We start from the raw sequence: 26,471 nt of genomic DNA on the forward strand, positions 1-26,471 counted from the left end.
GTATGAAAATACGCTCTCGTTTTTGACCCCCCTAATCACAAACCAAAACTCGATCTGAGAGGGAGTGAGCTGAATGCCATCTCGTAAAGAACTCGCCAACGCGATTCGCGCGTTGAGTATGGATGCTGTGCAAAAAGCCAAGTCAGGACATCCCGGAGCCCCGATGGGTATGGCGGACATTGCGGAAGTGCTGTGGCGCGATTATCTGAACCACAACCCGACCGATCCCTCCTGGATTAACCGCGACCGCTTTGTTCTGTCCAACGGTCACGGCTCTATGTTGTTGTACTCCCTTCTGCACCTGTCCGGATACGATCTGGGCATCGAAGACCTGAAAAACTTCCGTCAGCTGCACTCCAGAACGCCAGGTCACCCTGAATACGGCTACGCCCCTGGCGTAGAAACCACCACGGGTCCTCTGGGTCAGGGCATCGCCAACGCCGTGGGTATGGCTCTGGCGGAAAAAGCGCTGGCGGGCCAGTTCAATCGCGACGGCCATGACGTTATTGACCACTACACATATGTATTCCTGGGCGACGGCTGTCTGATGGAAGGCATCTCCCACGAAGTGTGTTCTTTGGCGGGCACCCTGGGGTTGGGCAAACTGATCTGTTTCTACGATGACAACGGCATCTCCATTGATGGCGAAGTGGAAGGCTGGTTCACCGACAATACGCCCAAGCGTTTCGAAGCTTACGGCTGGCAAGTAATTCCAGGGGTGGACGGACACAACTCCGACGCCATCAAGCAAGCGATTGAGCAAGCGCGCGGCAATACCTCGCAGCCGACGCTGATCTGCTGCAAAACCATCATTGGTTACGGCGCTCCCAACAAGCAAGGTAAAGAAGAGTGTCACGGCGCGCCTCTGGGCGATGATGAAATCGCTGGCGCGCGTCAGGCGCTGGGCTGGACCCACGAGCCTTTCGTGGTTCCCGAAGATATTTACGCCGCCTGGAGCGCGAAAGAAAAAGGCGCAGCGCTGCAACAAGCCTGGTCCGAGAAATTCGCTGCATACCAGCAAGCGCATCCTGAATTGGCGGGAGAACTGCTGCGTCGTAGCGCCGGCAAACTGCCGGAAGACTTCGCCGCCAAAGCGGACGCTTATATCGCCGAGTGTCAGGCCAAAGGCGAAACCATCGCCAGCCGTAAAGCCTCTCAGAACAGCATCAACGCATACGCTCCGCTGCTGCCGGAACTGTTGGGCGGCTCCGCTGACCTGGCGGGCTCCAACCTGACTATCTGGAAAGGCAGCAAAGGCGTTAGCAAAGACGACGCTGACGGCAACTACATTTATTACGGCGTACGTGAATTCGGCATGTCCGCCATCATGAACGGCGTGGCGTTGCACGGCGGCTTCATTCCTTACGGCGCCACCTTCCTGGTGTTTATGGAATACGCGCGCAATGCGGTGCGTATGGCTGCGCTGATGAAGCAGCGCTCCATCCTGGTTTACACCCACGACTCCATCGGTCTGGGCGAAGACGGTCCGACTCACCAGCCGATCGAGCAGCTGGCCAACCTGCGCACCACGCCAAACATGAGCACATGGCGTCCTTGTGACGCGGTTGAATCCGCTGTCGCCTGGAAGAGCGCGATCACCCGTGAAGATGGCCCAAGCGCGTTGATTTTCTCGCGTCAGAATTTGCCGCATCAGCCCCGTGACGCTGAGCAGGTAGCGAATATCGAGAAAGGCGGCTACATCCTGAAGGATTGCGCAGGCCAGCCTGACCTGATTCTGATCGCGACCGGTTCTGAAGTCGGCCTCGCTGTCGCCTCTGCTGAAGCGTTGACTGCGCAGGGCCACAAAGTGCGCGTTGTGTCTATGCCGGCCACTGACGTTTTCGACAAGCAGGACTTCCATTACCGCCAGCAAGTGCTGCCGTTGGAAGTAAGCGCTCGCATCGCAATCGAAGCGGCGCACCAGGACTTCTGGTACAAGTACGTTGGCCTGGACGGACGCATCGTGGGCATGAGCACTTTCGGCGAGTCCGCGCCTGCGAACCTGCTGTTCGAAGAGTTCGGCTTCACCGTGGATAACGTGGTGGCCCAGGCGCAAGATCTGTTAGACTCGCTGGATGCATAAATCCACTTACTAACAGAAGAACGCCTTAGCGGTATGACCCATCGTATTGCCATTAATGGGTATGGCCGGATCGGGCAAAGCGTGTTGCGCGCGTTGTACGAATCCGGCTATCGCCAATCCATGGAAATTGTCGCCGTCAATGAACTGGCGGACGCGGAAACCATCGCTTACCTGACGCGTTATGACACCACCCACGGTCGTTTCCGTGGGGAGGTGTCTTTACGGGACGGGCAACTGATGGTCAATGGCGACAGAATCCGCATCCTGCGTGAAGAAGATCCGGCCAGGGCTCCCTGGGCGGATATCGGAGTGGACCTGGTGCTGGAATGCACCGGGGCCTTTTCTGACCGCATGACCGCAGAAAAACATCTGCGCAGCGGCTCCAGCCGCGTGCTGTTTTCTCAACCGGCCGAAGCCGACGTGGATTACACCGTGGTATACGGCATCAATCACGACGGACTGCGGCAAAGTCATCGCATCGTTTCCAACGCCTCCTGCACCACCAATTGCATCGTCCCCATCATCAAAGTGCTGGACGATAATCTTGGCGTGGAGCGTGGGGTGATCACCACTATCCATTCCGCCATGAACGACCAGCCGGTCATCGACGCCTACCACCATCATGACCTGCGCCGCACGCGCAGCGCGATGGCGTCCATCATTCCGGTGAACACGGGGTTGGCGAAAGGCATCGAAAGACTGTTGCCGTCCATGGTCGGTAAATTTGAAGCGAACGCGGTGCGGGTGCCGATTATCAACGTATCCATGATGGACCTCACGGTGTGCGTATCCCGTGAGACGGATATGGAGGAAGTTAACGGCTTGCTCAAGGCCGCCTCACAGAACGCTTACACTGGAATCCTTGGCTTTTCCGAAGAGCCGCTGGCTTCCTGTGATTTCAACCACGATCCTCGCAGTGGGGTGGTGGACGCCAATCAAACCAAAGTCAGCGGCGGACGACTGATAAAAATAATGGCCTGGTTCGATAACGAATGGGGCTTCGCCAATCGCATGCTGGATACGTCCGCGCATTGGCTGAGTCTATAGCGCCAGATCCCGGCCGCCGCGGCGCTCGCCGGGATTTTCCTGCCGACGCCATAGGGAAGGGTTTTAAACGATAACAACTGTTTTGTTGAAATGAGGAACTGTTATGTCTGTGATTAAAATGACGGATCTGGATTTGCGCGGCAAGCGAGTGTTGATCCGTGAAGACCTGAACGTGCCGGTCAAAAACGGCAAAGTGACGTCCGACGCGCGTATCCAGGCGGCGCTTCCCACTATCAAACTGGCGATGGAGCAGGGCGCCAAAGTGATGGTGATGTCTCATCTGGGGCGTCCGGAAGAAGGACAGTTCTCCGAAGAAAACTCCATGCAGCCCGTGGGCGCTCATCTTTCCAGCCTGTTAGGACGCGAAACGCCAGTCTTGCGTGATTATCTGGACGGCGATTTCGAGGTGGAAGAGGGCGGTCTGGTTCTGTTTGAGAACGTGCGCTTCAACGTCGGCGAAGGCAAGGATAACGAAGAGCTGTCCAAGAAGTACGCGGCGTTGTGCGATATTTTTGTCATGGACGCCTTCGGCACCGCGCACCGTGCGCAGGCTTCCACCCATGGCGTCGCCCAATTCGCGCCAGTCGCCAGCGCCGGGCCTTTGCTGGCGGCGGAGCTGGAAGCGCTGGGTCAGGCTTTGGATAAACCACAAAGACCCATGGTCGCTATCGTGGCGGGCTCCAAAGTATCGACTAAGCTGGACGTGTTGAACTCTTTGTCGGAAGTCTGCGATCAATTGATCGTTGGCGGCGGCATCGCCAACACCTTCCTGGCGGCGGCCGATCACAAAGTCGGCAAATCTCTGTGCGAAATGGATCTGCTGGATACCGCTCGCAGCATTGCGGCCAAGGTGCAAATTCCGTTGCCGACCGACGTTGTCACGGCGAAAGCGTTCAGCGAGAGCGCCGAAGCATCCGTTAAGCCGATTGCCGAGGTGGCGGACGATGATATGATTCTGGATATCGGACCTCAGTCTGCGGCCGCCTTGGCGGAGCTGCTTAAGTCAGCTAAGACGATTCTGTGGAATGGTCCGGTCGGCGTGTTTGAATTCGACCAGTTTGGCGAAGGCACCAAAACCCTGGCCAAAGCCATTGCTGAATCGGATGCGTTTTCCATCGCCGGCGGCGGGGACACCCTGGCGGCGATCGATAAATATGGCGTATCTGATAAGATTTCGTACATTTCCACCGGCGGCGGCGCGTTCCTCGAATTTGTGGAAGGTAAGACCCTGCCGGCTGTGGCCATGCTGCAAAAGCGGGCCGCCGAGTAAGTTTTGGGGACAGACTGTAGTCAGATTGTCGGCTCAGAAAACGCGACGGGCCAAGTATCCGTCGCGATGGTCGATGCGAGAGATTAATTAACTAAAAATTGAACACTAAGGGGAAGAGAAATGGCACTGATTACCATGCGCCAGCTTCTGGACCATGCGGCTGAACACGGTTACGGCGTTCCTGCATTTAACGTCAATAACCTGGAGCAGATGCGGGCCATTATGGAAGCTGCGGACCAAACCGACAGCCCTGTGATCGTGCAGGCGTCTGCGGGCGCCCGCAAATACGCCGGGGCTCCGTTCCTGCGTCACTTGATTCTGGCGGCGATTGAGGAGTTTCCTCATATTCCGGTAGTGATGCACCAGGATCACGGCACTTCGCCGGCAGTATGCCAGCGTTCCATTCAGCTGGGCTTTTCCTCCGTCATGATGGACGGCTCCCTCGGGGAAGACGGCAAGACCCCGACTACCTATGAATACAACGTCGACGTCACTCGTCGCACTGTGGAAATGGCCCATGCTTGCGGCGTTTCCGTGGAAGGCGAGTTGGGCTGTCTGGGCTCTTTGGAGACCGGCACGGCGGGCGAAGAAGACGGCATTGGCGCTGAGGGCGTTCTCAGCCACGATCAGATGCTGACTGATCCTGATGAAGCGGCTGACTTCGTCAAGAAGACCCAGGTGGACGCGCTGGCTATTGCTATCGGCACCAGCCACGGCGCCTACAAATTCAGCCGTCCGCCTACAGGCGACATTCTGGCGATTGATCGCATCAAAGCGATTCACGAACGTATTCCCACCACGCACTTGGTTATGCACGGCTCATCCTCCGTTCCTCAGGACTGGTTGGCGATCATCAACGAGTTCGGCGGTGAGATTGCGGAAACCTATGGCGTGCCGGTTGAAGAAATTCAGGAAGGCATCAAGTACGGCGTGCGTAAAGTGAACATCGACACCGATTTGCGACTGGCCAGCACCGGCGCGATCCGTCGTTTCATGGGGCAGAACAAGTCTGAATTCGATCCTCGCAAATACCTGGCTGTAGCCACCAAGGCTATGAAGGAAATCTGCGTGGCGCGTTATGAAGCGTTCAATGCCGCCGGTCAGGCCAGCAAGATCAAGACGATGTCGCTGGAAGCCATGTTCCAGCGCTACTCTCGTGGCGAACTTGATCAGAAGATCAATTGATCCGCTGACCGCTTAAGACCTTAAGGAAGGGAATGACCCGCCGCAGATAATGCGACGGGTGTTCCCTTTTTTATTGTTAATCTTGGCGCAAGTCGGATCATGCTAAATTAGCCCCGACCGCGAGCCCGTGATTGGTCTATGCTGAACAGACGTCGGTGTGATATCCGGCGCGAAGATAGCGGCGGCAATGAGTGCTTCGCCAAAAGGAATCTGGGGCGGGCCGGCCCGACCTGAAATTAAGGTTTGATTTTTTCATGACGCCATTCTGGGACAGAGAACTCCTGCGCAAGCAACTGCGTCCGATTTCATTTAAAGACGCGCCCCATCTGACTGAGATAGAAAAACACTACTGCAGTTACTATCGCATCGATAAAGAAACCCGCATTACTGGCGTAGCGCATCGACTGGGATACTTTGAGGCCATTGGTTATCGACTGGCCTGCCATATGTATACGCCTCCCCGGCCGCGCGGTACGGTATTTGTGTTTCATGGCTACTTTGACCATGTGGGACTGTTTGGGCATTTGGTTGAGCATTTGTTACGCGATGGCTACGCGGTGGTCGCATATGACTTGCCCGGTCACGGACTGTCCAGCGGAGAGACCGTTTCGATCAAGAACTTCGCTCAATATCAGTCTATTTTGGAAGCCTGTCTGATGCTGTGCGACGGCCATATGCCGAAACCCTGGATGTCCGTGGGGCAAAGCACGGGCGGGGCGGTTTTAATAGAGTATCTGTTCAGTAACCGGTTCACGCCTGAAAGCAGCCCGTTCCTGCATTGGGCGTTTTTGGCGCCGTTGGTGCGTCCGCAGGGGTGGCGCTCCGTGGTGATGCTGCATACCTTGTTTGGACCTTTTATCCGTACTTGGCGTCGGGTATTTATGGTCAATTCCAACGACCCCGAATTTATTAAGTTTCTCAAAGACAAAGATCCTTTGCAGTCGAGGGCGGTGTCCATTGACTGGGTGGGCGCGTTGCGACGGTGGGTAAAACGTATTGAAAGCACGGACCCGCTGGAGCAACCTGTCACCATTGTGCAAGGTAAGGAAGACACTACCGTGGACTGGCGCCATAATGTTCCGCAATTACAGCGCCTGTTGCCGAATGCGGAAGTGCAATATCTGGAGACGGGACGTCATCAACTGGTAAACGAGTCGCCAGAGATCCGGGCAAGGGTCTTTGGCTGGATCAGTGAAGCTTTTGACAGAGCTATCGCTGGTCAGCGTTCAGCTTCTGTTAAGAAAAATGAAACTACAATTACCGCCAACTCTGATAAATCTGGAGATAGAGAATGAAATTTAAGCTTTGTGCTCTTGTAGTAGCGGGTTCCCTGGCCGCTGGATGCCAAACCTACGATCCCTACACTGGGGAAAAGAAAACCGCTAACGCAACTACCGGCGCTGTGATCGGCGCGGTTGCTGGAGCAGCAATTGGCGCGGCCACTTCCAGTAAGAAAGATCGCGGCAAGGGCGCTCTGATCGGCGCAGCTGCGGGTGGCGCTGTAGGCGGCGGCATCGGCTACTACATGGACAAGCAAGAGTCTGAGCTGCGTCACCGTCTGGAAGGCACTGGCGTGCGCGTAGTGCGTAACGGCGACGAGATTACCCTGGTTATGCCTGGCAACATCACCTTCGATACCGGTCGTGCGGAAGTGAAGGCGAACTTCTACGACACGCTGGACTCAGTTGGTCTGGTATTGAAAGAGTTCGATAAGACTATCATTCAGGTTAGCGGCCATACCGACTCTACCGGCAGCCTGGACCTGAACCAGCGTCTGAGCGAGCAGCGCGCCGGCAGCGTTGGTCGTTACCTGATCTCCCAGGGCGTGTTGAGTTCACGTGTGCAAACTATCGGTTACGGTCCGCGTTATCCTGTGGCCACTAACAGCACGACTGAAGGCCGCGCAGCCAACCGTCGCGTTGAGCTGAAACTGGTGCCAATGCAAGGCTAATCGCCAGCTGCATTTGCTGAAAAAGCCAGCCTGTGAAGGCTGGCTTTTTTCGTTTCAGGGGCAAGCTCGATCTTAGCTCTCGATTTAAACTATGCTTAAATCGACTAATCGCCAGGGAGCGGTCCATCTGGCGGGTTATGATCAGCCCGATGTCCGTTTATGTTTACCCATTGTCCGCGTCTCGCAGAAACGCGACCTTCCCGCCGTCAATCTCTGAGCGAACCGTTGAATAGCAGGTTTCATAAGGAGCGGAAAAACGTGTCTTATGCAGATTACCGTTTAATGGAAAGCAGCACATCGCATAATCGCAGGGTTCTGGTGATTGAGGACGATCAGGACACGGTGGACCTCATGCGCAGGGTTCTGGAGCGTCGGGAGGTTCGATGCCAGTGCGAGTTTGTGGATAACGGCGCCAAGGCGATGTTCAAGGTTCACAACGCCCACTTTGATCTCATATTGGTGGATCTGGGGCTGCCAATCGCCAGCGGCTATGAAGTCATGCAGGCGATCCGTAAATCGGATCATAATCGTTTTACGCCCATTGTCGTTCTGACGGAATCCACCCATGAACGTACAGCGATTGAGTGTTATAAATCGGGCGCATCCAGCTTGATCAGCAAAAGAATGGAATATGGAATACAGGACTTTTACGACACCATTTACTCTATCTTCTATTACTGGTTATCGAAAAATGAGTTTCCCAAGACGGAGTATTAGCGATGTTTGGGCTAGGACTGAAGAAGAGGGAAGCGGCCAGGGCAGTTTGTAGCTGCCCTGGTGACGCATTAATCATATGTGAGAGGAGTTAGTTCGCCTCACTGACATTGATTATTCCGGACTGTACCTTGCCCTTCAAACTGGAAGTTGGGGCCGCCATTGCTCTCGTTATCGCAAAAGTTATTATTTCGCACATTCATCCCAGTATTTTGACTCTCTACGCGTACGCCGCCGTTGCCATAGACTTTGGGTTCACGCCAAGTTCCACTGGAGCCCCAGCCGTTGCCGTGCACTTCGTTTGTAGCCTCGCTTCCTGAAGAAATGGTGGTATTGTCGCCGTCTTCCACATAAATCCCCCACCATTCACACCCTTCTATTGTGTTGGCCTCTATATCCACATTTTGTCCTCCCTCAATGAATATACCCATGCGATCGCAATCGTAGATTTTATTCCCTTTAATCTTAACGTCAGGGGAACCTTTTTGGACATGTATGCCGTACAGAGTATTACGAATGACGTTGTTTTTGATGACATTTCCGCTGCCAGAAGGTCCGTGCCTGTTTTCGCCAACGCCAATTCCTCGGCCTAACGCCTTGTCGTTGGGATTGCCCACGATTGTATTGTTTATGACGAGGTTGTCGTACTCGCCTGACCCATGTAGATCAATGGCGTCTTGTTTTGTGTCTTTGAAGTAATTGCTGTTTACAGTGATACCGTGGCTGGGGCGGTTTATTTTTTTGTCCCCTTGAATCACTACACCGTGACGAATATCGGGGCCATAGAAGTAACTGTTATCCACTCTGCCTCCATTACACCCGCTTGTGTAGACCACGCCATAGCCATGTCCTCCATCGATCGTATTCGTTGCATCCTGAAACCGGGAGTTGGCGACTCTGCCGTTGACGGTGTTATAAAAATAAACGGCATGCTCTTCAAATCGGTGAAAACTGCTTTCATTAACGCTGACGTTTTCAGAATCTATGATGGAAATCAGCTTATTGACTCCCTCTGGATGGATGGTTTTCAGTCTCAGCCCGGATATGGTGACCGAAAACAGGTACCTGCCTTTAATTAAGGTTTTATGTTCGTCGTCATTGTCCTTACTGGTGTATACCGCAGTAATCGTCGATTTGGCGTACCCGGCGCCTTTCAAGTTAACGCGACTCTTCAGTATGATTTCCTCGCGGGTGTGAAAGGTTCCTTCAGGGATGATGACCGTATCGCCATCACGAGCGGCGTTAATGGCGGCGTTGATGGCGATGGAGTCATCGTCGCTGTGGTCGTCTGGCGTGGCGCCGTAGTCGATGATGTTCAAGTTGTTGGCGAAACAGGCGCTGGAGAGCGCGCACCCAAACAGGGCTCCTAGTGCTGATTTCATAAAATATCCTTTGTTTCTGATGTTTAGGGTGGTTAGTGCGTCTGACTCCGCAGAGCGGAAGCGCAATTTGGAAGTCTGGGGTTTGACGCCAGGCATATGACGGTCAAAGTTGACGCGAGTTCAGCCTGCCTGACCTTGGTGGGGCGGCAGGCTGTAGTCCTGCAATTTCAAGGACCCAAAGAAAGCTATTGGCAAAGGTTGTTTTTTACTGTGCCCTGGCCTTCAAATGAGAGGTTTACGCCGCCTTTGCTTTCGTTGTTGCAGAAATCGTTGTCCTGAATATCCAGACCTGAATTGTCTGCATCAACGCGCACGCCCCCAAAGCTTGAGCCGCCCAGTCCGTTGTTATGGACCTGGTTGCCTGTCTCCGCTTTACGGATGACGGTGTTGTCGCCTTTTTCTACGTAAATGCCCCATTTTTCACAGCCCTCGACTTTATTGTCGCGAATATCCGCATCGGGACCATTCTGGATGTAAATACCGTAGCGCTTGCAGTCGTAAATTTCGTTGTATCGGATGGTGACGCTGGGGGAGCCGGTCAGTACATGAATGCCGTAACGGGTATCGCGGATAACGTTGTATTTGATGACGTTACCGCTTCCTGAGGGGCCGTGAACGTCTTCGCCGACGCCAATTCCGCGTCCAATAGTGTCACTGTCCGGGTCGCCTTGGATGGTGTTGTACATGACATAGTTGCCGTACTCGCCGTAACCATGCAGGTCGATGGCGTCTTGAGCGGTATGCACAAAGCGGTTGTCCCTGATCACGACGCCGTGGCTGGGACCGTTGGCGTCTCCGCCTTGCACGACGACGCCGTGACGGATATCCGGGCCATTAAAGTCGCTGTTTTCTACTCGGCCGCCTTCACATCCATCGGTGTAAACCACGCCATAGCCATAACCGCCAGTATTAATTTCGGTGGCTTCCTGAAACTTGGAGTTCAGAACCTTTCCGTTCACGGTGTTACTGAAGTAAACGCCGTGGCGTTTGAATCGGTGGAAGCTGGCGTCGTCGATAGTGACGTCGGAAGAGTTCTTGATATAAACCAGCGCTTTAACGCCGCCGCTCAAGTTGGTTTTAAGCCGCAAGCCGGAAATGGTGACTTTAGTGACGTTCTTACCTTTAAGGACGATATCTTCTGGATCATCCCCCTCAAATAACGCTGCAATGCCTGACTTGGCGTAGCCCTCTCCTTTCAGGCTGACGTTACTTTTCAGGTTGATCGTTTCGCGAATATGGAATGTCCCTTCAGGAACGATGACGACGTCCCCTTCGCGGGCGGCGTTGATGGCGGCGTTGATAGCGATGGCGTCATCATCGTTGTAGTCATCCGGCGTGGCGCCGTAGTCGACGATGTTCAAATTGGTGGCGAAACAGGCGCTGGAAAGCGCGCACCCAAACAGGGCTCCTAGTGCGGACTTCATAAAATATCCTTTTGTTTCTGATGCTTAGGGTAGTAAGCAGTGTGCAGGCTCCGTAGCAGAGGGGCAATATGGGGTTTACCCTAAGGTTGGAAGTTAGGAAAAAGTTGCTTCGCTCTGCGGGATATCAGTTCGCCCTGTTTTTGTGATTATTGAGCAGGCTGCGGTCGCCTAACGTCAGCACGTCGATTAATTCCGCTAATCTTCGAGTGGCTTCGGGAGTGCGCTCCAGCAACATTTTTACGACGTACTTGAAGTGAATGTCTTCTTCCCAGCGGCTATAAAGGGTGTCCAGCGCATGCTGACTATTGCGGGACTTGCGAGGCCCGTTGACGCCAGTGAGCAGGTAGTAGGGTTCCTGCTCGAAGTAGTGACACAAGGCGAGCAGCTCTGGATAGTCCGGCATTTCTGTGCGGTTGTTCAATTCCCACTTGGCGTATCGGCTGCGACAAAGCGGGTGGGGGCGGTGCTGTATTAAGGGCAGAAGCTCATTGACGCCATCCACCACCTTTTGCTGGGTGTAGCCGAAATGACTGCGCAGCTCTTTCAGGCGCAGGGCAAAGTCGCTTTTTCGAAATTGGCGGGGCTGGTGGAAAAATTCCGCATTCATGATTCTACCGCTCTGCTTTTTGAAATGTTCTGAAAACAAACATTATTCAGCATATATGCTTTGTTACGTTCCGCCATGTAACAATCGTGCGTTTTTCAATGTGCTCGGAGTTGTTATAAATGCGTTACATCCTGATAGCGAACTGTCGCCAAGTTTGTCCCGGCGGCAGGTGTCCCGGATGGCTAGAGGGTGAGGTACTGGTTAAACCACATGGAGATCAAGAATAGTGAACGCATTACAACTGATTGTGAGACTACTGCTCGCCACAGGAATTTTCCTGACCACTTCCGTCGCAGCGATCGATAAGCCCGTGTTGCTGATAGGCGCTTCCTACGCCAGTGGCGATACGCCTCTAAACTCCGACCTGCAGGGACCATTGTCGGGGATATCGGTTGGTTCAGGAGATTATGTCGACCTGGGTAACGCATTGATGCGATATGGGGTGAAAGTCAAAAGCGAGGCGCAAGCGGGGGCCACCACATTCAGCCGTATCAGTTGTAATCCGGAGTGCGGCTCTGCGCGCTGGGACAGTTACGAGACGCAACTGAAAAAAGCGTTAATGCGGGTGGCGCAATATGACCCATCTGGTTTTGCTGGATACAACGCGGATTATGTGATTATTAGTATTGGCAACGACTGCCTGCATTCCGATTCATTCGGTATCGAACAGTCTAAAACTGTCCTGTGCAGCAATGCGGAAATGAATGCGGCGGTGGGTCGCCTGATTGCTATTGGCCAACAAGTACTGGACTTGGGCCTCACCCCTGTATATCCCCTTTATCCGAATCCGGATGATCTTGATCTGTCTCTTTTCGCCAATTTATCCGGACTGACCTGGGCGATGAGCAATGACGATTTTAAATTCTTTGGCCGCTTATATGCCCGCCGGATTCATGATGAGCTTGAAGGCGCACTGCTGGTGAATCCCTGGCGTACGTTCGAACATCGCGGCGATGGCATTCATCCTGATGAAGAAACAGTGATGAAAGGGGCGCGTAGAATTCTGTGGGCGATTCAAGAGTACGAAGCCTCTCGTCAGTGACGACGGCGGACTACAGTTAACGCTGCGAGAACTTATTGCAGCGTTAACTGAGTCGGGGTGCTTGTCTGAGCGTGTATGGGCGTCGTTACGTCTTGTCGTCTCGCTATGCGATACTTTTATCGCTGATGTGGTTATGGGTTACTGTGAAAGCTAGGCTTTCAGATACCTTTCCCTTTCTGGAGACGTACCGTGACGGCGATTTTTTACTTATATATCCTGCCCAGCCTGAAAATCCTTTTTGTATTGGCTTTAGCCGTCCTTCTTTTATTCGCCTGCCGCAACGGGCTTCGTCGTAGGCCAGACTATCCTCTGGACTGGTTCAGCGCCATTGGCGTGCACCTGATCCTGGCTATTGGCCTCGCGGGCGCCGTCGGTGCGACGATTCTGCTTCCTTCCACTGTTTCTGGTATGGAGGGATTGGGCGTCTTCTATCTGTGCGTGTTGGTGCTGGCGCCCGCCATATTGACCCTGTTTGTATGGGGCCTCTCCGCCGCTTATCGCGTTTCCATGGCGCATATCGCTTTGTTGCTGTTTCGTATGCTGATATTGGGGGCGACGCCAGTCTGGTTAGTGGAGGGGACGTCCGGTATTTTTATTCAGGGAGAGTGGGATGCGAGGCGGAGTTTGACCGCTTCCCCAAAGGCGGCTGACGGCGTTATTGAATGGGTGGGAAATGAAGTATGGCGCATGCCTGATGGCGAGATGATCAGGCATGCCGTTTTACAAAAGCCTGCTGGAACAGAGGTGCTGCGCTTGAACCTGGAGTTGGATGGCAAGCGCTATGAGGATATTGAGCATCTGGCGGTGACCTATGCATGCTGGCTGGATGACGAGCTGCATATCGTTACTCCAGCGGAGTCGGAGGTCGCCATCGGTTATATCTGGAGTTCTGACCCATACAGCAGCAATGAAAGCGCCATTCGCGTCGACACGGACGCTCCCCTGTCCAGCGACTACAGGCTGGACGAAGAGCAGGGCAGGTTGACGCTGCCATTCCCGACGCCCTATAACATGCTTCGCTTCAGTCAGAAGGCTGGTGAAGCAAAGAATCCTGTTTGGATGCAGGCGGCCTCTGCACTGGTCAATCCGCCACGCTCCGCCGCTTGTCTGCATGGGGACATTGAGGTGGAGCCGCGATACCGGACTGTCGGCTTATTTATGACTAATAGCCGCCCCGGCAACGCCAGGGAGCGGTTCTGGCAATGGTCCCTTGATGGGAGCGGCGCACAATAGCGACGAGCCTGAGATCAGAGCAATTTGGCCAGATGCCCCACATCCCCCATCGCGCTGGTGACGGCTCCGAGACTATCGACCTGACTGCAGGGCGATTCGGCAAGGCCATTAAAAATGTCTGCAATCACGCGACGACCTTCGCCAGAGCTGTTCAGGTACGCGACCAATTTATGTGACGCCATATAGTTGCTTTCCGCGCTGGCGTTATAAAAGTCCTGATGCTCCGTAGCGAGCAGCTGGTTAATGGCGTTTTCGCTCAAATCAATGGGGAGCGCCTTGTAGGGCAGTCCGCCGTGTTCCAGGTATTCCGCCATGCCTTCGTTGAGCCATGTAGGCATGGGGCCGACCAGGCCCGCCAGAACAGCGTGAACCACTTCGTGCTTGGCGATAGCGACCGTGGTCTCCAGCTGGTCCTCGTTAACCATATAAATGGTGTTGGCCCCGTGGGAGAAGAACGCGGCGGCGTTGAAACCGGGGAACACTTTTTTGCGCAGAGCTTCGTACTCTGCGCGATCGCCGTAAAGCTCCAGGTTAAGAATGATCTGTCTGCGGCGTTCAGGCGCGAGATACGCTTCCAGTTGTGTATAAACCTGTTGGGCGGCGGCTCGGATCTTGTCTTCCACCAGGCCGTTGCGGGGCATGCCTTTGCTGGTCAACTTGAAATCGAAATACTTCTTCTGTGAGGCGTAGCTTTCGCCCACGAACTGCGCGCTTTTGTTCTGGGCGCTGTCAGAAAAATGGACGCGTCCATTGGCGTCAGTCCATTTGTAAATCTGTGGGGTTTCCACGTCCCGGATGTCGCGAGTGGCGGTTTTTYCGCACATGGTTTGAGGCAGAGCGCTGTGCGCCATTTGCCGCAAAGCGCTCATGACATTGGGCGCTGCGTCTTTTGATGAAGTAGGCGATGATGCTGGCGCGTCAGGCATGGGTGTCTTATCCGTCAACGATTCTGCTTCGGGCGGTTGCTGCGGTGTTTTACCCAGCAGGGCAAGTAAATTAGCTTCGTGCAGCCATGAGGGATCTTGCGGCAGATTCAGGGCGTTCAGATAGGTTCTGCGTTGATCCGGCGTAGAGATAAACCAGACTGCGGGAACCAGCGCGACAACCACCAATAATTGCAGCAACCATCTTTTCATCTAAAAATTACGTCCTCGTAAAGTGCGCTGGAGAGCCAAAAGACCGATTATAAACCGCCCGCGCAGCGCGCTTTAAAGGCTGTGTTGCAATAAATTGTTAACGGTGCGTTGTCAGGGCGTTGCAAGCGCCCTACGCTGAGACGCTGACCCCAACTTAAACACGGCGAGTTTTCTTCTCTCGCCGGTTCTGATTGAAGGAAGCCAAATGAGCGACGCCAATATTGAATTCGCTGATGCGCGCGTACAGGCGACATTCGCCGCATACCCGGATGAAGTGAGAGCAAAGTTGTTGTTCCTGCGTGATTTGATTTTTGATGTGGCGAGAAGCACTGAAGGCGTGGGCGAGCTGGAAGAAACGCTCAAATGGGGGCAGCCCAGCTACCTGACCGCAAAGACGAAAAGCGGCAGTACCCTCAGAATCGATCGCTTAAAGTCCCCGTCCTCTGGATATGCGGTTTATTTCCACTGCCAGACCAACTTGGTGGAGACGTTTCGGCGCATCTATGGCGATGAGTTTCGGTTTGAGGGAAATCGCAGCATTCTGTTTGATATGGCGGACGATATTCCCGTGGAGGCGTTGCGTCATTGTATCGCCATGACGTTGACCTACCACTTGCGCAAAAAATCCAGCGTGGAAAGTTGAATAAACGAGAGGCGGTCGGGAGCCCAAAGCAGTGATAATTTTTCGTCGTATTATGATGGGCCTGGCTGTGTTGAGCATCACGCTCGGCGTCTGGGCGTTTTGGATCGAGCCTGCGTCGTTGGTTGAAAATGAAGTCAGTATCGCCATTCATCCCTGGCCGCAGTCCTGCGATGGGTTACAGGTGGCGGTGATGGCCGATCTGCATGTAGGGTCGCCGCACAATAGTCTATCCCGGCTGAGGGAGCTGGTTGACGCAACCAATGCGTTGAAGCCGGACCTGGTGTTGCTGGCGGGAGATTTTGTAATTCAGGGCGTGATTGGCGGCGAGTTTGCGGAGCCGCGCGACATCGCCACTGAGCTGGACCGGCTGCAAGCCAGCCTGGGCGTGTACGCCGTCATGGGTAATCATGACTGGTGGCATGGCCCACAATTGATCCTCGACGCCTTTACGGGAACCCATATCGAGTTTTTGGAAGACGCGTCCAAAGAGCTGACCCAGGGGGATTGCCAGTTCTGGTTGGCTGGAATCAGCGATTATTGGGAAGGCGCGCATGATATCGGCAAAGCCCTTGGCGACATCCCCGCGGAGGCGCCTGTACTGGCGTTCACTCACAACCCTGATGTGTTCTACGACATTCCTCGCCACGTATCCCTGACTTTCGCCGGTCATACCCATGGCGGTCAGGTTAACCTGCCATTGATTGGTCGGCCCATTGTGCCTTCTCAATACGACGAGCGATTCGCCATTGGGCATATTGATGAGGACGGTCGCCAGATGTTTGTAACCCCGGGAGTAGGGACCAGTATTCTTCCTGTGCGCTTTCGGGTTCCTCCAGAAATTTCCCTGGTCACGTTAAAATCCATGTCGCAATAGGGCTCCGCATAGAGCAGTTTGAACTGAAGCTATATCAAGTCCGAACTGGTCTACTATTTATAAAGCCGTTTGTGATTAGGTTGCAGATATCCGCCCCCATGCTGGGACAACCCGCGTTATGGCGATTCGTATCTTTTTGCTTTTTATATTTGTCACCCTATGCAGCCGATCAGAGGCGGCGGATTTCAAGCTGGGCCTGCTGCATGGCGACGCTGAAATTTTCAGCTACGAAATCAGTGTCGTGCAGTTGGCGCTTAACTATGCGCCGGGTGAGCATACCCTGGAAGTGGTGTCTATGGGGGACGCCACTCAGGAACGTATCCTAAATCTACTGCATCGGCGTTCAGACATTCTCAATGTGTTCTTCACTGGATATAGCCGCACTCGGGAAGAGCGCTTCTTACAGGTCGATGTGCCCCTGACGAGAGGACTGTTGGGGCATCGGGTGTTCATGATCCGTGAAGATCATGCGGAAAAGTTCTCCCAAGTCAGCTCGCTGGCGGATCTACAGGCGCTGACGATAGGGTCGGGCGTGAATTGGCCGGATACGGACATATTGCGCTCCGCAGGCTTTACGGTGACTGAGTCCACTTACGCCAGCCTCTGGTTGATGTTAAAACGGGGGCGTTTTGACGGCTTTAATCGCGGCGTTCACGAGGCGGTTATTGAACTCGGTGAGCATGCGGGGGAAGGATTGATGATCGAGTCGCGCTTGATGGTTGCGTACAAGTTCGACTATTTCCTTTATCTGGGGAAAGACGATGTCGAGCGTTATCGCATCCTTACTCTGGGGTTGCGGCGAGCCTATGAGAACGGCGCTTTTATAAAGAATTTTAACTCCCATCCGGCCATTAAGGAGATGGTCGCCGCTATCCATCCCGAACAGCGGCAGACCTTCTATATCGATAATCCCTATCTAAGCGATAAGGTCAAAGCTATTGCAGAGTCCTACTGGCATAAATTTTAAACGGCCTTTAGGAGCGCGACAGCCATATATGATCCAGAGTGGCCAGCCTGACTACCTCAAGATGCAACTTGTGCGGCGGTGGCAGTTGTATGGCGCAATAGATGGCGATGGCGAGAAAGAGTCCGCTGGCCCACCAGTTATCGATGCTCACCGGCTTCAACGCGGTTCCAAATGAGCGCTTGAACTCCATATCCGCCAGATTAACCGCGTAACACTCGTCAAGAATAAGGTGGACGATATAGCCAGCGAACACCATGGCTCCCAATGCCCAGGCGAAGTCCACGCCTTGATCGATGAAGCGCCAGCATAAAAACGCGGAACCCAGCCCAAAGCTGGCGGCGGCCAACAGTGAGTGGAAAGACCCTCGATGCTCAGTGAGGTGAGCGAACACCTGCAACACGCCGATACGAACGGTAAGAAACGCCACCAGCATGGCGCCCCATAGCGGCAACAGAGGCAGGTCGGGGAACGTAAACAGTACGACAAAGGAAGCCATCACGCCCAGAGCGCTGAACAGTCCTTTTAATATGGCGGTGGTGTCTGCATCCAGGTCTGGCGCCAAGCCCGCCAGAGTTCCCGCTACCCACAGCGCCATGCCTTGCCCGGGGGTGAATAATCCGGTCAACAGCAGGGTAGAGGTCAGTACGCCGGATGCGGCGGCTCCGCCGAGCAGATGTGTATTAAAATTAGCCATTTAGCGTCGGTTTTCCTTCTATGGGATATGGCGCGATTGGCCGGCCATGCTATACCAGCGCCGTTGAGCCGATCAAGCTGGGCAGTAGACATTTATGTCATTGTCTTAAAAAGAAAAAGAGACGGAAGGTTCCGTCTCTTGCTGTTTCCCGAAGTTAGCGCTTACGAGGTCGGAAGCAACGTCCGGCGATGGCCAGTGCACCCAGCAGCGCCAGCATGAATCCGTCGATGGCCCCGCCACCGCCGCCTCCGCCAAATGATGGACGGCTCTTGGTGTACATCGGCTGTTGCGAGTCCACCCGGTGAGATTGCGCAGGCTGCTGCGCTCGTACTTCGCGGGCGGACTCTTCGCGTTGGATGCGATCTCCGATGCGGCGGTCCACCCCATAATGTTCAAAGCGTCCCTCATCGAGCACCAGCATCGAGGTGTAGTCGGTCACCAGACCGTACTCGACGGCTAAATCCGTGACAGCCTGTTTACGGTCTGCATCCTCGCCATAATCCTGCTGCTGATCCATCAGATCTTCGATCTGTGCGAAGGCCCAGAGACGCTCCAGTTCAGGATGCAGGGTTCCGTCTTTGACTTCGAACTGGGTCTGATAGCGGATAGGCGACCCTGAGACTTTGCCTGTCAGCTCCACTTTCGCCTGCCCGGAACCGTAGTAATGACCGAACATCACCAATTGCTGGCCGCGATAAACGCTGCCGATTTGTTTGGGGAAGACATCTGCGGTTTTGATGCCGGAAATCTTCAAGTTGGCGCCATGCAGGGCGGCGTGGTCGACTTTACTGGCGGCCAGCATGAGCTGACCGATAATGTCGTCGCTATTGCTGACGCTAATGGCGAAGCCGTTACTATGCTTGGTGATCGCTTCCAGCAGAGGACGGTTGGCGGAATTGCCCATAATGAACGTGAACAGGCGAATATCCTTTTTCTCCAATAGTTCAATAAACGCCTTTTGTTTGGTTTCGCCGACATTGGCTTCGCCGTCGGTGACTAGCCAGATAGCGTTGGTGCGCTCTGCATCGAGTCCGGTGAGCGCACCTTGAATGGCTGACATGAGGTTGGTGCCTCCGTTGGGACCCGCATTCTCAACGGCGCTGACTACCTGCTGCAGATTCTCCTGTGTCGCCTGCACCCATCCGTTGGTGATGTCAGTCGCGTTGTCATTGAACATGATGACGCGAACGCGATCATTGCTGTTGAACTTGGCGAACCCTTTACGCAGCCCTTCCAACAAGGTGGAGAACTTGCCTGACATGGAGCCGGAGCGGTCCAGCACCAGCGTCCAGTCGCGCCCTTCGGTGATGGCAGGCAGATCGTCTCCGGGCGCCACGGTGAGCATGAAGGTCCCTTTGTCTTTGCCGGGTTCTTTATAGGTGATCAAGTCGACGGAGCCTGGCAGATTCTGTTGTTGCCGCCAGTAGACCACGATGTCCTTATCCAGCTTGTAAGCGCTGGGAGCGGAAGCGGGCGCATTGGCGGCGTCTTCCTGTACGGCTGCCTGGCTTTGAGCGTCTGACTGCAGGGAAACTGTCCAGCGCTGCTCGTCCATTCGCGCGATCTGCGCCTGTGGATGCTCGGGTAAACGCAAGGCTTCCACCGGATAGCCGCTGCGTAAATCAAGATTGAAGCTGAAGCGTTCTTTCACTGTCTCGTTGGCGGTCCAGAAAGCCAGTTTTTCCTCATCCACACCGCCTTCTTCCAGTGGGTAGACGTAACGGCCGATTCCGGTGTCCACATGCACTGGCTGCAAATACACCAGGCGTATTTTGGTTTCCTGTTGCGGTAAGACCTGGCTGATGGAGATGTCGAACGTTTTATAGGCGTCCTGTTCGGTCAGACCTGCATTGCGACCTTCCGATTTTTCCTGCTCATAGATTTCTCTGGCCTGTTTTTTCGCGACGACTTCGCCATGAACCGGCGCGCCGTTGATCCAATAAGTGAACTGGGAGACGGCGGCTTTTTCCGGTACTGGAAATGAGTAGATAGCTTCCAGAGGCTGGGCGTTGGGATTATAGAAAACCTGGTCGACGGTGGTGATGGCGTATTCGCCTTCGATGGTGACGTTGACGTCTTGGGAGCGTAAATCCAGGTCTGGTAAACTGCCGCCGTGGGGTTTGAGTAATCCCGCCGCTTGCGCCGCGTCAGGATTGGATAGGGATAACATTAAGACGCAGGCGGAGAGAGATGCTAGTCCGGCCTTTCCATTTAACATATGCAATCACCTTTGCTATTGGGAAGAACGCCGCCGAAGATTAATGTGATGAGTTGTTAGATTTTGGCGGCTGCCTGGAGGCATGCTCACTCAGGCGTTAAACGTATTGAACTTTTTTGCGGGGAGTATTGTTTGACGATACCTCCGGTGTGATATGTGAGGCTTTGGAGCTTTTTATGCGTTGGACTGTCGTTTTTTTGGGATGGCTATGTTTTTGTGGCTTCGCCAGCGCGGAAGAAGAGGATTCGCTGGCGGTGATCCTCTACGCTGGCTACGGCTCCGCAGGTAAATTCACTCTGGAGGGGCGCGTCATTGAGCTGGACGAAGATGCGACGGGCGCAGCGCCGGAAGACGGCGGTGCGACCAATCTACGCCGCAATCTGGCGCAACTGTTCAACGCCGAGCAGGAAAATGTTGAGGTGCGCGTTCAGCTTGACGCCCAGCATTGGCGAGTGAAGACGGACGAGGAAGGCTACTTTCGGCTCGACGGTGAACTGGCGGACGCAAAACAGTCGGGCTGGCTGACGGTGACAGCGCATGCGGAAAGCGCGAAAGCTGTCGAAGGCGGGGTTTATATGGCGCCTTCTGAAAATCGCTTGGGGGTGATTTCCGACCTGGACGATACACTCATGATCAGTGAGGTGACGGCGAAGACCTCATTGTTGAAAAATACATTTTTGAAGAATCCGCTTCAGCGTGAGGCGGTTCCGGGCGCTTCCGCATTTATCGCCAGTGTTATCGCCGATAATGCGCAATGGGATGCGTCGCCGGTCTTCTATTTGTCCGCGTCGCCACGGCAGTTGTACGGTAATATTACGCTGTTCTTGGAGCACAATGGTTTTCCTCGCGGCGTGGTGGTCGCCAAGAAAGTGTCGAATGAGTCCGACAGCGAGCCCTGGCTGGATCAGGCCGCCTACAAAACCGCCCACATTGAAGATTTGCTGCGGCGTTTTCCAAGGGTGAATTTTGTTTTGCTCGGTGATGACGGCGAGCGCGACCCGGAGATTTACCGGGATATTCAGGCGCGTTTTGCTGATAGGATTGCGGCAGTGTATATACGCAAAGTATCTCCTGATCCTGAGCGGCCGGTTTACGAGGGGCAACAGGACCTGGCGGCGGCGATCGCCAGGATTGAGAACGCGCAGACGGGCGCAAAAGAGCGCTGAAACCTTGGCGCGGGATTTGTTAAAATCCATTTCAGTTAACTAATGGTTTGGAACGCGAATAATGGCTAAGTCTCTTCAAGAGCAGCTCCTCAAGGCAGGGCTGGTTGATCAGAAAAAAGCGAAACAGATAAAGCAGGAAAAGCGCAAGCAGGCGAAACAGACGCCGAAAGGTCATCAGGTCGAGGACGAGGCCAAGGTGCGCGCGCAGCAGGCGCGTGAGGAAAAAGCGCAGCGGGATCGTGAGATGAACCGTCAGCGCCAGGAAGAGGCCGACCGTAAAGCGCTGAAGGCGCAGGTTAAGCAGTTGATCGAGATGAATCGCATCAACCGCAATAAAGGCGAGGTTGGCTATCAGTTTGCGGATGAAGGCAAGGTCAAGAAAATCTACGTCACCCAGGAGCTGCAGGATGGTTTGGCCTCTGGTCGTTTCGCCATCGCCAGAATGGGGGACGCTTACGAAGTGATCAGCAGGAAAGTGGCGGAGAAAATCCGCGAGCGCGCGCCTGAGTTTGTTGTGGTGCTCAACGATAACAAAAACGCTGAGCCCGACGAAGATGATCCTTACGCCGCTTACCAGATTCCCGACGATCTGATGTGGTAACGCCCCCGGCGCTCAGGGTATGAGCGCCAGAACAGAGACTGGCGATCCTGAACCGCCCCGTAGTCGCAGCAGGCCGATCACCAATGTGACGCCTTTTGGCGGCAGGCGGTCCAGGTTGGTCAGACACTCCAGCACAATGCCGGATTGCGCCAGCGTCAGGCGATTGACCTGGTGTTCCACACTGGCCCCAGGATCGACGCCGTGGGTGTCTATCCCAAATCCTCCGACCTGTCTTTCTTCCAGCAAGTATTTGGCTGTCTCCGCCGCCAGACCGGGAAAGCGCATGACGCCCTGCGCGTCCATATTAAAAAAGCGCTCTGGCGTGTTCCAGTAATGCTGGTAGCCGGTATAGAACAGAACTACGCACCCGGTGGGTATGGCGCCATGATTTTGCTCCCAGTGATGTATGTCCTGCATGGTGACGGCGTAGTCCGGTTGCTCCTGCGCCTGGGCGCTGACATCAATCACCACCGCCTCCGGCGTTAGTTGCTGAGGGGAGTATTCGTCGATAGTCATCCCATTTTCAAAAAAACTGGCGGGGGCGTTCATATGAGTGCCGCTGTGCTCGCCGATCTGGAAACTGCGCAGGAAGTAACCGTCTTTTGCGATGCTGGCCTCGTCGGTGAAATGAACCGTCGGGTCTCCCGGCCACAGGGGGATATTGGCGTCAATGGGGTGGCTTAAGTCAATGATATTGGAAAACTGCAGCGTTTGAAGGGACATAGAGATTCTCGTCAAATATTTGATCCGCTAGTTATAAGTCAATCTGTCAGTCATAAATCAGCCTGTCATTTATAAATCAAGCTGTTAGTTATAAATCAAGCTGTTAGTTATAAATCAATCAGTCTTTTATAAAGCAAATAGTAGCGGCGAAAACAGAGTTTCGGTGTTAGGATGCCTTAAAACTCAATTCAGACATGTTGTTTTGTCTTGCCGGGCGCGCCCGGGTTTTGTGGATGCCCGCGCAGGGAAAGGGATGAAACGACGGTCGGCCTCCAGGAGATGTTATAGATGGAAACAGTTTCCCGACCTGTAGACAGCAGAGTAAAGCTGTCGCAACGCTACTTTAACCCGCTGACATTGGCGGTCTATGACTTGGCGCTGTTTGGTTTCATCGATAAGTACGCCTGGGGTTGTCCAACTGAGCGGGTATTGCGCCATTATCGCGATCATCTCAGCGCCAATCATCTTGAAGTCGGCGTTGGCTCGGGCTATTTGCTGGATCACTCAACTTTCCCCGCCAAGGAGCCGAGGCTGGCGTTGATGGATCTGAGTGAAAGCTGCCTCCAGAAAACCTCACGCAGGCTCACCCGTTATCACCCACAATGCTATCGTCGCAATATACTGCAACCTGTCGAGATTGACGCCCCGGGCTTTGATTCCATCGCAGTGAACTATGTCATGCATTGCGTGCCCGGGCACTTCGAACGCAAAGGCGAGGCGTTCGGGCATTTGAGTCAATTGTTGAATGATGACGGCGTCCTGTTCGGCTCTACGGTGCTGAGCGTCGGGGTAGAGAAAGATATGTTCACCCGACTTTGTATGAGCAGCCTGAACAAAGCCGGCGTTTTCTGTAACGAAGAGGATTGCGCAACGGCGCTTCATGACGTTTTACGACGGTATTTTAATCGCGTCGAAATGGAAATAGTCGGTTGTGTGGCGTTGTTCGCCTGTCGCGATCGCAAAACTGAGGCTGAATAATATCGATGTCCGCGCCGCTGAGAGGGTTTCTGCTGACCCGACAATGGGATGATCTCGTCCCTGAGCAGGACAAGGCGCGGGGCGGACTCACCAAATCATTGGCGCTGCAGTACTGGATATTAACGGATCGCGGTCCGGCGCGACTGACTGTCAGTGACCAATACGCGGTGTGCTTTCTTGAGAGTTCGGCGATGCCTGTGGCGCGCCGCATTCTGACCAACTTGCTCGGCGACAGAGGCGGCGAGCGCCCTCCCTGGTATGAAAAAGAGCTTGAGCTGAAGGATTTTGGCGGGCAGCAGGTGCATGGGGTGTATCTGCGCGAGCAACGCAACCTTTATCGCGTGCGTGACTTGCTGACGCAGGCGGGCCTCACGCCAATGGAGGCGGATATTCATCCTACAGACCGTTTCCTGATGGAGCGCTTTGTGACCGGCTCGTTGGCGGTTCATGGCGAGGCGGTGGAAAAGGATGGGGTGCTGGAATTCCACAATCCACGCATCAAGCCCGCGCCCTATGCGCCTTATTTCAAGGTACTGTCGCTGGATATTGAGACGTCCATGGATGGGGCGCAGTTATACTCCATCGGTTTGGTGGCGACTTCTTATGGCGCGGATGTCGGCGCAGGCGCCGTGCAGCGGCGCGTGTTCATGGTGGGTGATAATGCGGAAGACAGCCCGGAATACTTGGTTTACTGCGCTGACGAAACGGAAGTTTTTCGGCGCTTTATCGCGTGGTTTGACGAGTTTGACCCGGACATTCTGATCGGTTGGAATGTTATCAATTTCGATCTGCGTTTCTTGCAAAAGAAAGCCGATGATCTGAACCTCTCCTTTCACCCGGGACGAGGCGGGACGCCCATGGACTGGCGCCAGTCGCGCAGCGACGACCAGCATTTCACTTTATGCATTCCTGGCCGTGTGGTGCTGGATGGCATTGATACGCTCAAATCCGCCACCTACAACTTTGAAAGTTTTTCTCTGGAGTATGTCGCCCAGCATTTGTTGGGGCGAGGCAAGCTGATTCATGACCCGGATAACCGGGGCGATGAGATCACGCATTTGTTTCTACACGATAAGCCCAGGCTGGCCGCATACAATCTGGAAGACTGCCAATTGGTGTGGGAGGTGTTTCAACACGCCCTGTTGATTGAGTTCGCCGTAGAGCGGGCGCAATTGACCGGGCTGGCGCTGGACCGTTTCGGCGGCTCGGTCGCCTCTTTTGATAACCGCTATTTGCCGCGTTTACATCGGGCAGGGTACGTGGCGCCGATGCTGTCGCAGAATCCGGTCGGCGTGGGCAGTCCCGGCGGTTATGTGATGGATTCAATCCCGGGCTTTTACCGCAACGTGCTGGTGCTGGATTTTAAAAGCCTGTATCCCAGTATCATCCGCACCTTCAAAATTGATCCGCTGGCGCGTATCAAGGGCATTGAAATTGAACGCGGGCAGGACGTGCTGCGTGAGGATCTGTGGGATCAGCAGGAAACGGTAAAAGCGGACTGCAAGCAACTGGTTCCTGGCTTTAACGGCGCGGTATTTTCCAAAGAACATAATATCCTGCCGGATATAATCGGTGAGCTGTGGGCGGCGCGGGATGAAGCGAAACGCCACAAAAATGCGGCGATGTCGCAGGCGATAAAAATTCTGATGAACTCATTCTATGGCGTGCTGGGCACACCAGGATGCCGCTTCTTTGACCATCGCTTGCCCAGCTCTATCACATTACGCGGGCACCGGATTCTGTACCGCACCAAGGAGCTGATTGAACAACAGGGCCATCAGGTCATCTATGGCGATACCGACTCGGTGTTTGTCTGGTTGAAAGAGTACAGGCAAAGCGCGGCGGCGGAGATTGATAGCGTTGGAAAGCAACTGGCTGCAACGCTGAATCAGTGGTGGCGGGATTATCTGATGCAGGAATACGGCATTGAGAGCTTTCTAGAAATACAGTTTGAGACTCACTTTTTGCGCTTTGTGATGCCGACCATTCGCGGTTCCGAAAAGGGCAGCAAGAAGCGGTACGCCGGCTTGGCCGCCAGAGGCGAAGGCGAGCCGGAAATGGTGTTCAAAGGGTTGGAAACGGTGCGCACCGATTGGACGCCTCTGGCGCGTACTTTCCAGAAAGAACTTTATCGTCGCATTTTTCATAACGAGCCCTACGAGGATTACGTGCGCGACCTGGTCAGTGATATTCGCGCAGGCAAAAAAGACGATCAGCTCTACTACCGTAAGCGTCTGCGTCGCCGGCTCGATGAGTATCAACGCAATGTGCCGCCGCATGTGCAGGCGGCGCGTACGGCGGATCGCATTCGCGAAGAGCAGGGGCTGGCGCCCCGTTATCAGCGCGGAGGATGGATTGAATACGTGGTGACGGTAAATGGGCCGGAGCCTCTGGAGTACCGACGCTCCGCGCTGGATTATGACCTCTACGTGGAGCGACAGATCGAGCCTATCGCCGACGGCATCCTTCGTTTTATGAATGCGTCCTTTCAGGATATCGCCGGCGGACAGATCGGCTTGTTCTGAGCTGATTT

Annotated in this window: 23 protein-coding genes; 16 read left to right on the top strand and 7 right to left on the bottom strand. The window is 54.3% G+C overall.

Annotation, left to right across the window (positions count from 1 at the left end; translation table 11 throughout):
• The first annotated feature begins 73 nt into the window (after positions 1-73).
• From tkt to KP814_RS04825, 7 genes are all read left to right on the top strand, one after another.
• The gene (gene tkt / locus KP814_RS04795) at positions 74-2,083 is read left to right on the top strand and encodes a transketolase (protein WP_216735677.1); all 2,010 of its coding nucleotides are present in this window, start codon (positions 74-76) and stop codon (positions 2,081-2,083) included.
• Positions 2,084-2,116: 33 nt separating this feature from the next.
• Entirely contained in the window at positions 2,117-3,130 is a 1,014-nt protein-coding gene (gene gap, locus KP814_RS04800; protein ID WP_216735678.1) for a type I glyceraldehyde-3-phosphate dehydrogenase, read from the top strand.
• Between the two features lie 103 nt (positions 3,131-3,233).
• Positions 3,234-4,400 carry a phosphoglycerate kinase gene (locus KP814_RS04805; protein ID WP_216735679.1) on the top strand — a complete coding sequence of 389 codons (1,167 nt, stop codon included), beginning with the start codon at positions 3,234-3,236 and terminating at the stop codon, positions 4,398-4,400.
• Positions 4,401-4,520: 120 nt separating this feature from the next.
• Positions 4,521-5,585: a class II fructose-bisphosphate aldolase gene (gene fba / locus KP814_RS04810; protein ID WP_216735680.1), complete on the top strand. Its 1,065-nt coding sequence runs from the start codon at positions 4,521-4,523 to the stop codon at positions 5,583-5,585.
• 254 nt (positions 5,586-5,839) lie between these two features.
• Positions 5,840-6,880, top strand: a complete 1,041-nt coding sequence (locus KP814_RS04815; protein ID WP_216735681.1) for an alpha/beta hydrolase — start codon at positions 5,840-5,842, stop codon at positions 6,878-6,880.
• On the top strand, positions 6,877-7,536 hold the full coding sequence (locus KP814_RS04820) for an OmpA family protein (RefSeq protein ID WP_011395471.1): 660 nt from the start codon (positions 6,877-6,879) through the stop codon (positions 7,534-7,536). The genes KP814_RS04815 and KP814_RS04820 overlap by 4 nt, the downstream gene beginning before the upstream one ends.
• Positions 7,537-7,794: 258 nt before the next feature.
• Positions 7,795-8,253 (top strand): response regulator, encoded by a 459-nt coding sequence (locus KP814_RS04825; RefSeq protein WP_216735682.1) that lies wholly within the window; start codon positions 7,795-7,797, stop codon positions 8,251-8,253.
• A gap of 98 nt (positions 8,254-8,351) precedes the next feature.
• On the opposite strand, the gene KP814_RS04830 is transcribed toward KP814_RS04825, so the two are convergent.
• From KP814_RS04830 to KP814_RS04840, 3 genes are all read right to left on the bottom strand, one after another.
• Positions 8,352-9,632 (bottom strand): right-handed parallel beta-helix repeat-containing protein, encoded by a 1,281-nt coding sequence (locus KP814_RS04830; RefSeq protein ID WP_216735683.1) that lies wholly within the window; start codon positions 9,630-9,632, stop codon positions 8,352-8,354.
• A 185-nt stretch (positions 9,633-9,817) separates the two neighbouring features.
• On the bottom strand, positions 9,818-11,056 hold the full coding sequence (locus KP814_RS04835) for a nitrous oxide reductase family maturation protein NosD (protein ID WP_216735684.1): 1,239 nt from the start codon (positions 11,054-11,056) through the stop codon (positions 9,818-9,820).
• Between the two features lie 124 nt (positions 11,057-11,180).
• Positions 11,181-11,663 carry a helix-turn-helix transcriptional regulator gene (locus KP814_RS04840; protein ID WP_216735685.1) on the bottom strand — a complete coding sequence of 161 codons (483 nt, stop codon included), beginning with the start codon at positions 11,661-11,663 and terminating at the stop codon, positions 11,181-11,183.
• 226 nt (positions 11,664-11,889) lie between these two features.
• Here KP814_RS04840 and KP814_RS04845 point away from each other — a divergent pair, with 226 nt between their 5' ends.
• Entirely contained in the window at positions 11,890-12,705 is an 816-nt protein-coding gene (locus tag KP814_RS04845; protein ID WP_216735686.1) for an SGNH/GDSL hydrolase family protein, read from the top strand.
• A 189-nt stretch (positions 12,706-12,894) separates the two neighbouring features.
• Positions 12,895-13,938 (top strand): hypothetical protein, encoded by a 1,044-nt coding sequence (locus KP814_RS04850; RefSeq protein ID WP_216735687.1) that lies wholly within the window; start codon positions 12,895-12,897, stop codon positions 13,936-13,938.
• Between the two features lie 14 nt (positions 13,939-13,952).
• On the opposite strand, the gene KP814_RS04855 is transcribed toward KP814_RS04850, so the two are convergent.
• Positions 13,953-15,074, bottom strand: a complete 1,122-nt coding sequence (locus tag KP814_RS04855) for a DUF4124 domain-containing protein (RefSeq protein ID WP_216735688.1) — start codon at positions 15,072-15,074, stop codon at positions 13,953-13,955.
• 205 nt (positions 15,075-15,279) lie between these two features.
• On the opposite strand from KP814_RS04855, the gene KP814_RS04860 reads away from it, so the two are divergent.
• The 3 genes from KP814_RS04860 (at position 15,280) to KP814_RS04870 (ending at position 17,558) form a co-directional block, all read left to right on the top strand.
• Positions 15,280-15,717 carry a DUF1801 domain-containing protein gene (locus KP814_RS04860; protein ID WP_216735689.1) on the top strand — a complete coding sequence of 146 codons (438 nt, stop codon included), beginning with the start codon at positions 15,280-15,282 and terminating at the stop codon, positions 15,715-15,717.
• Between the two features lie 31 nt (positions 15,718-15,748).
• A complete protein-coding gene (locus KP814_RS04865) occupies positions 15,749-16,591 on the top strand; it encodes a metallophosphoesterase (RefSeq protein WP_216735690.1) in 843 nt (280 codons plus the stop codon).
• Positions 16,592-16,709: 118 nt separating this feature from the next.
• Positions 16,710-17,558 carry a hypothetical protein gene (locus KP814_RS04870; RefSeq protein ID WP_216735691.1) on the top strand — a complete coding sequence of 283 codons (849 nt, stop codon included), beginning with the start codon at positions 16,710-16,712 and terminating at the stop codon, positions 17,556-17,558.
• Positions 17,559-17,565: 7 nt separating this feature from the next.
• Here KP814_RS04870 and KP814_RS04875 read toward each other — a convergent pair whose 3' ends face one another.
• Together KP814_RS04875 and KP814_RS04880 are read right to left on the bottom strand one after the other, a co-directional pair.
• The gene (locus tag KP814_RS04875) at positions 17,566-18,252 is read right to left on the bottom strand and encodes a metal-dependent hydrolase (protein WP_216735692.1); all 687 of its coding nucleotides are present in this window, start codon (positions 18,250-18,252) and stop codon (positions 17,566-17,568) included.
• 154 nt (positions 18,253-18,406) lie between these two features.
• Positions 18,407-20,470: a VIT and VWA domain-containing protein gene (locus KP814_RS04880; protein ID WP_216735693.1), complete on the bottom strand. Its 2,064-nt coding sequence runs from the start codon at positions 20,468-20,470 to the stop codon at positions 18,407-18,409.
• A 176-nt stretch (positions 20,471-20,646) separates the two neighbouring features.
• On the opposite strand from KP814_RS04880, the gene KP814_RS04885 reads away from it, so the two are divergent.
• Positions 20,647-21,636, top strand: a complete 990-nt coding sequence (locus tag KP814_RS04885) for a phosphatase domain-containing protein (protein WP_216735694.1) — start codon at positions 20,647-20,649, stop codon at positions 21,634-21,636.
• A gap of 61 nt (positions 21,637-21,697) precedes the next feature.
• Positions 21,698-22,237, top strand: coding sequence for a DUF2058 domain-containing protein (locus tag KP814_RS04890; RefSeq protein ID WP_216735695.1), 540 nt, complete (start codon positions 21,698-21,700; stop codon positions 22,235-22,237).
• 12 nt (positions 22,238-22,249) lie between these two features.
• Here the strand turns inward: KP814_RS04890 and KP814_RS04895 are convergent, their stop codons facing one another.
• Complete coding sequence (locus KP814_RS04895; protein ID WP_216735696.1) at positions 22,250-22,960, bottom strand: cyclase family protein; 711 nt, start codon at positions 22,958-22,960, stop codon at positions 22,250-22,252.
• Between the two features lie 288 nt (positions 22,961-23,248).
• Here KP814_RS04895 and KP814_RS04900 point away from each other — a divergent pair, with 288 nt between their 5' ends.
• Both KP814_RS04900 and KP814_RS04905 read left to right on the top strand, forming a co-directional pair.
• On the top strand, positions 23,249-23,938 hold the full coding sequence (locus tag KP814_RS04900) for a class I SAM-dependent methyltransferase (RefSeq protein ID WP_216735697.1): 690 nt from the start codon (positions 23,249-23,251) through the stop codon (positions 23,936-23,938).
• Between the two features lie 5 nt (positions 23,939-23,943).
• Complete coding sequence (locus KP814_RS04905) at positions 23,944-26,463, top strand: DNA polymerase II (RefSeq protein WP_216735698.1); 2,520 nt, start codon at positions 23,944-23,946, stop codon at positions 26,461-26,463.
• Positions 26,464-26,471 lie beyond the last annotated feature (8 nt).

It is taken from the genome of Hahella sp. HN01 (genome assembly GCF_018986435.1).
GTDB lineage: Bacteria > Pseudomonadota > Gammaproteobacteria > Pseudomonadales > Oleiphilaceae > Hahella.

Coding starts and splice junctions, on each gene's coding strand:
- tkt (WP_216735677.1), top strand. CDS start 74: ATGCCATCTCGTAAAGAACTCGCCAACGCGATTCGCGCGTTGAGTATG.
- gap (WP_216735678.1), top strand. CDS start 2,117: ATGACCCATCGTATTGCCATTAATGGGTATGGCCGGATCGGGCAAAGC.
- KP814_RS04805 (WP_216735679.1), top strand. CDS start 3,234: ATGTCTGTGATTAAAATGACGGATCTGGATTTGCGCGGCAAGCGAGTG.
- fba (WP_216735680.1), top strand. CDS start 4,521: ATGGCACTGATTACCATGCGCCAGCTTCTGGACCATGCGGCTGAACAC.
- KP814_RS04815 (WP_216735681.1), top strand. CDS start 5,840: ATGACGCCATTCTGGGACAGAGAACTCCTGCGCAAGCAACTGCGTCCG.
- KP814_RS04820 (WP_011395471.1), top strand. CDS start 6,877: ATGAAATTTAAGCTTTGTGCTCTTGTAGTAGCGGGTTCCCTGGCCGCT.
- KP814_RS04830 (WP_216735683.1), bottom strand. CDS start 9,632: ATGAAATCAGCACTAGGAGCCCTGTTTGGGTGCGCGCTCTCCAGCGCC.
- KP814_RS04835 (WP_216735684.1), bottom strand. CDS start 11,056: ATGAAGTCCGCACTAGGAGCCCTGTTTGGGTGCGCGCTTTCCAGCGCC.
- KP814_RS04840 (WP_216735685.1), bottom strand. CDS start 11,663: ATGAATGCGGAATTTTTCCACCAGCCCCGCCAATTTCGAAAAAGCGAC.
- KP814_RS04860 (WP_216735689.1), top strand. CDS start 15,280: ATGAGCGACGCCAATATTGAATTCGCTGATGCGCGCGTACAGGCGACA.
- KP814_RS04870 (WP_216735691.1), top strand. CDS start 16,710: ATGGCGATTCGTATCTTTTTGCTTTTTATATTTGTCACCCTATGCAGC.
- KP814_RS04875 (WP_216735692.1), bottom strand. CDS start 18,252: ATGGCTAATTTTAATACACATCTGCTCGGCGGAGCCGCCGCATCCGGC.
- KP814_RS04880 (WP_216735693.1), bottom strand. CDS start 20,470: ATGTTAAATGGAAAGGCCGGACTAGCATCTCTCTCCGCCTGCGTCTTA.
- KP814_RS04885 (WP_216735694.1), top strand. CDS start 20,647: ATGCGTTGGACTGTCGTTTTTTTGGGATGGCTATGTTTTTGTGGCTTC.
- KP814_RS04890 (WP_216735695.1), top strand. CDS start 21,698: ATGGCTAAGTCTCTTCAAGAGCAGCTCCTCAAGGCAGGGCTGGTTGAT.
- KP814_RS04895 (WP_216735696.1), bottom strand. CDS start 22,960: ATGTCCCTTCAAACGCTGCAGTTTTCCAATATCATTGACTTAAGCCAC.
- KP814_RS04900 (WP_216735697.1), top strand. CDS start 23,249: ATGGAAACAGTTTCCCGACCTGTAGACAGCAGAGTAAAGCTGTCGCAA.
- KP814_RS04905 (WP_216735698.1), top strand. CDS start 23,944: ATGTCCGCGCCGCTGAGAGGGTTTCTGCTGACCCGACAATGGGATGAT.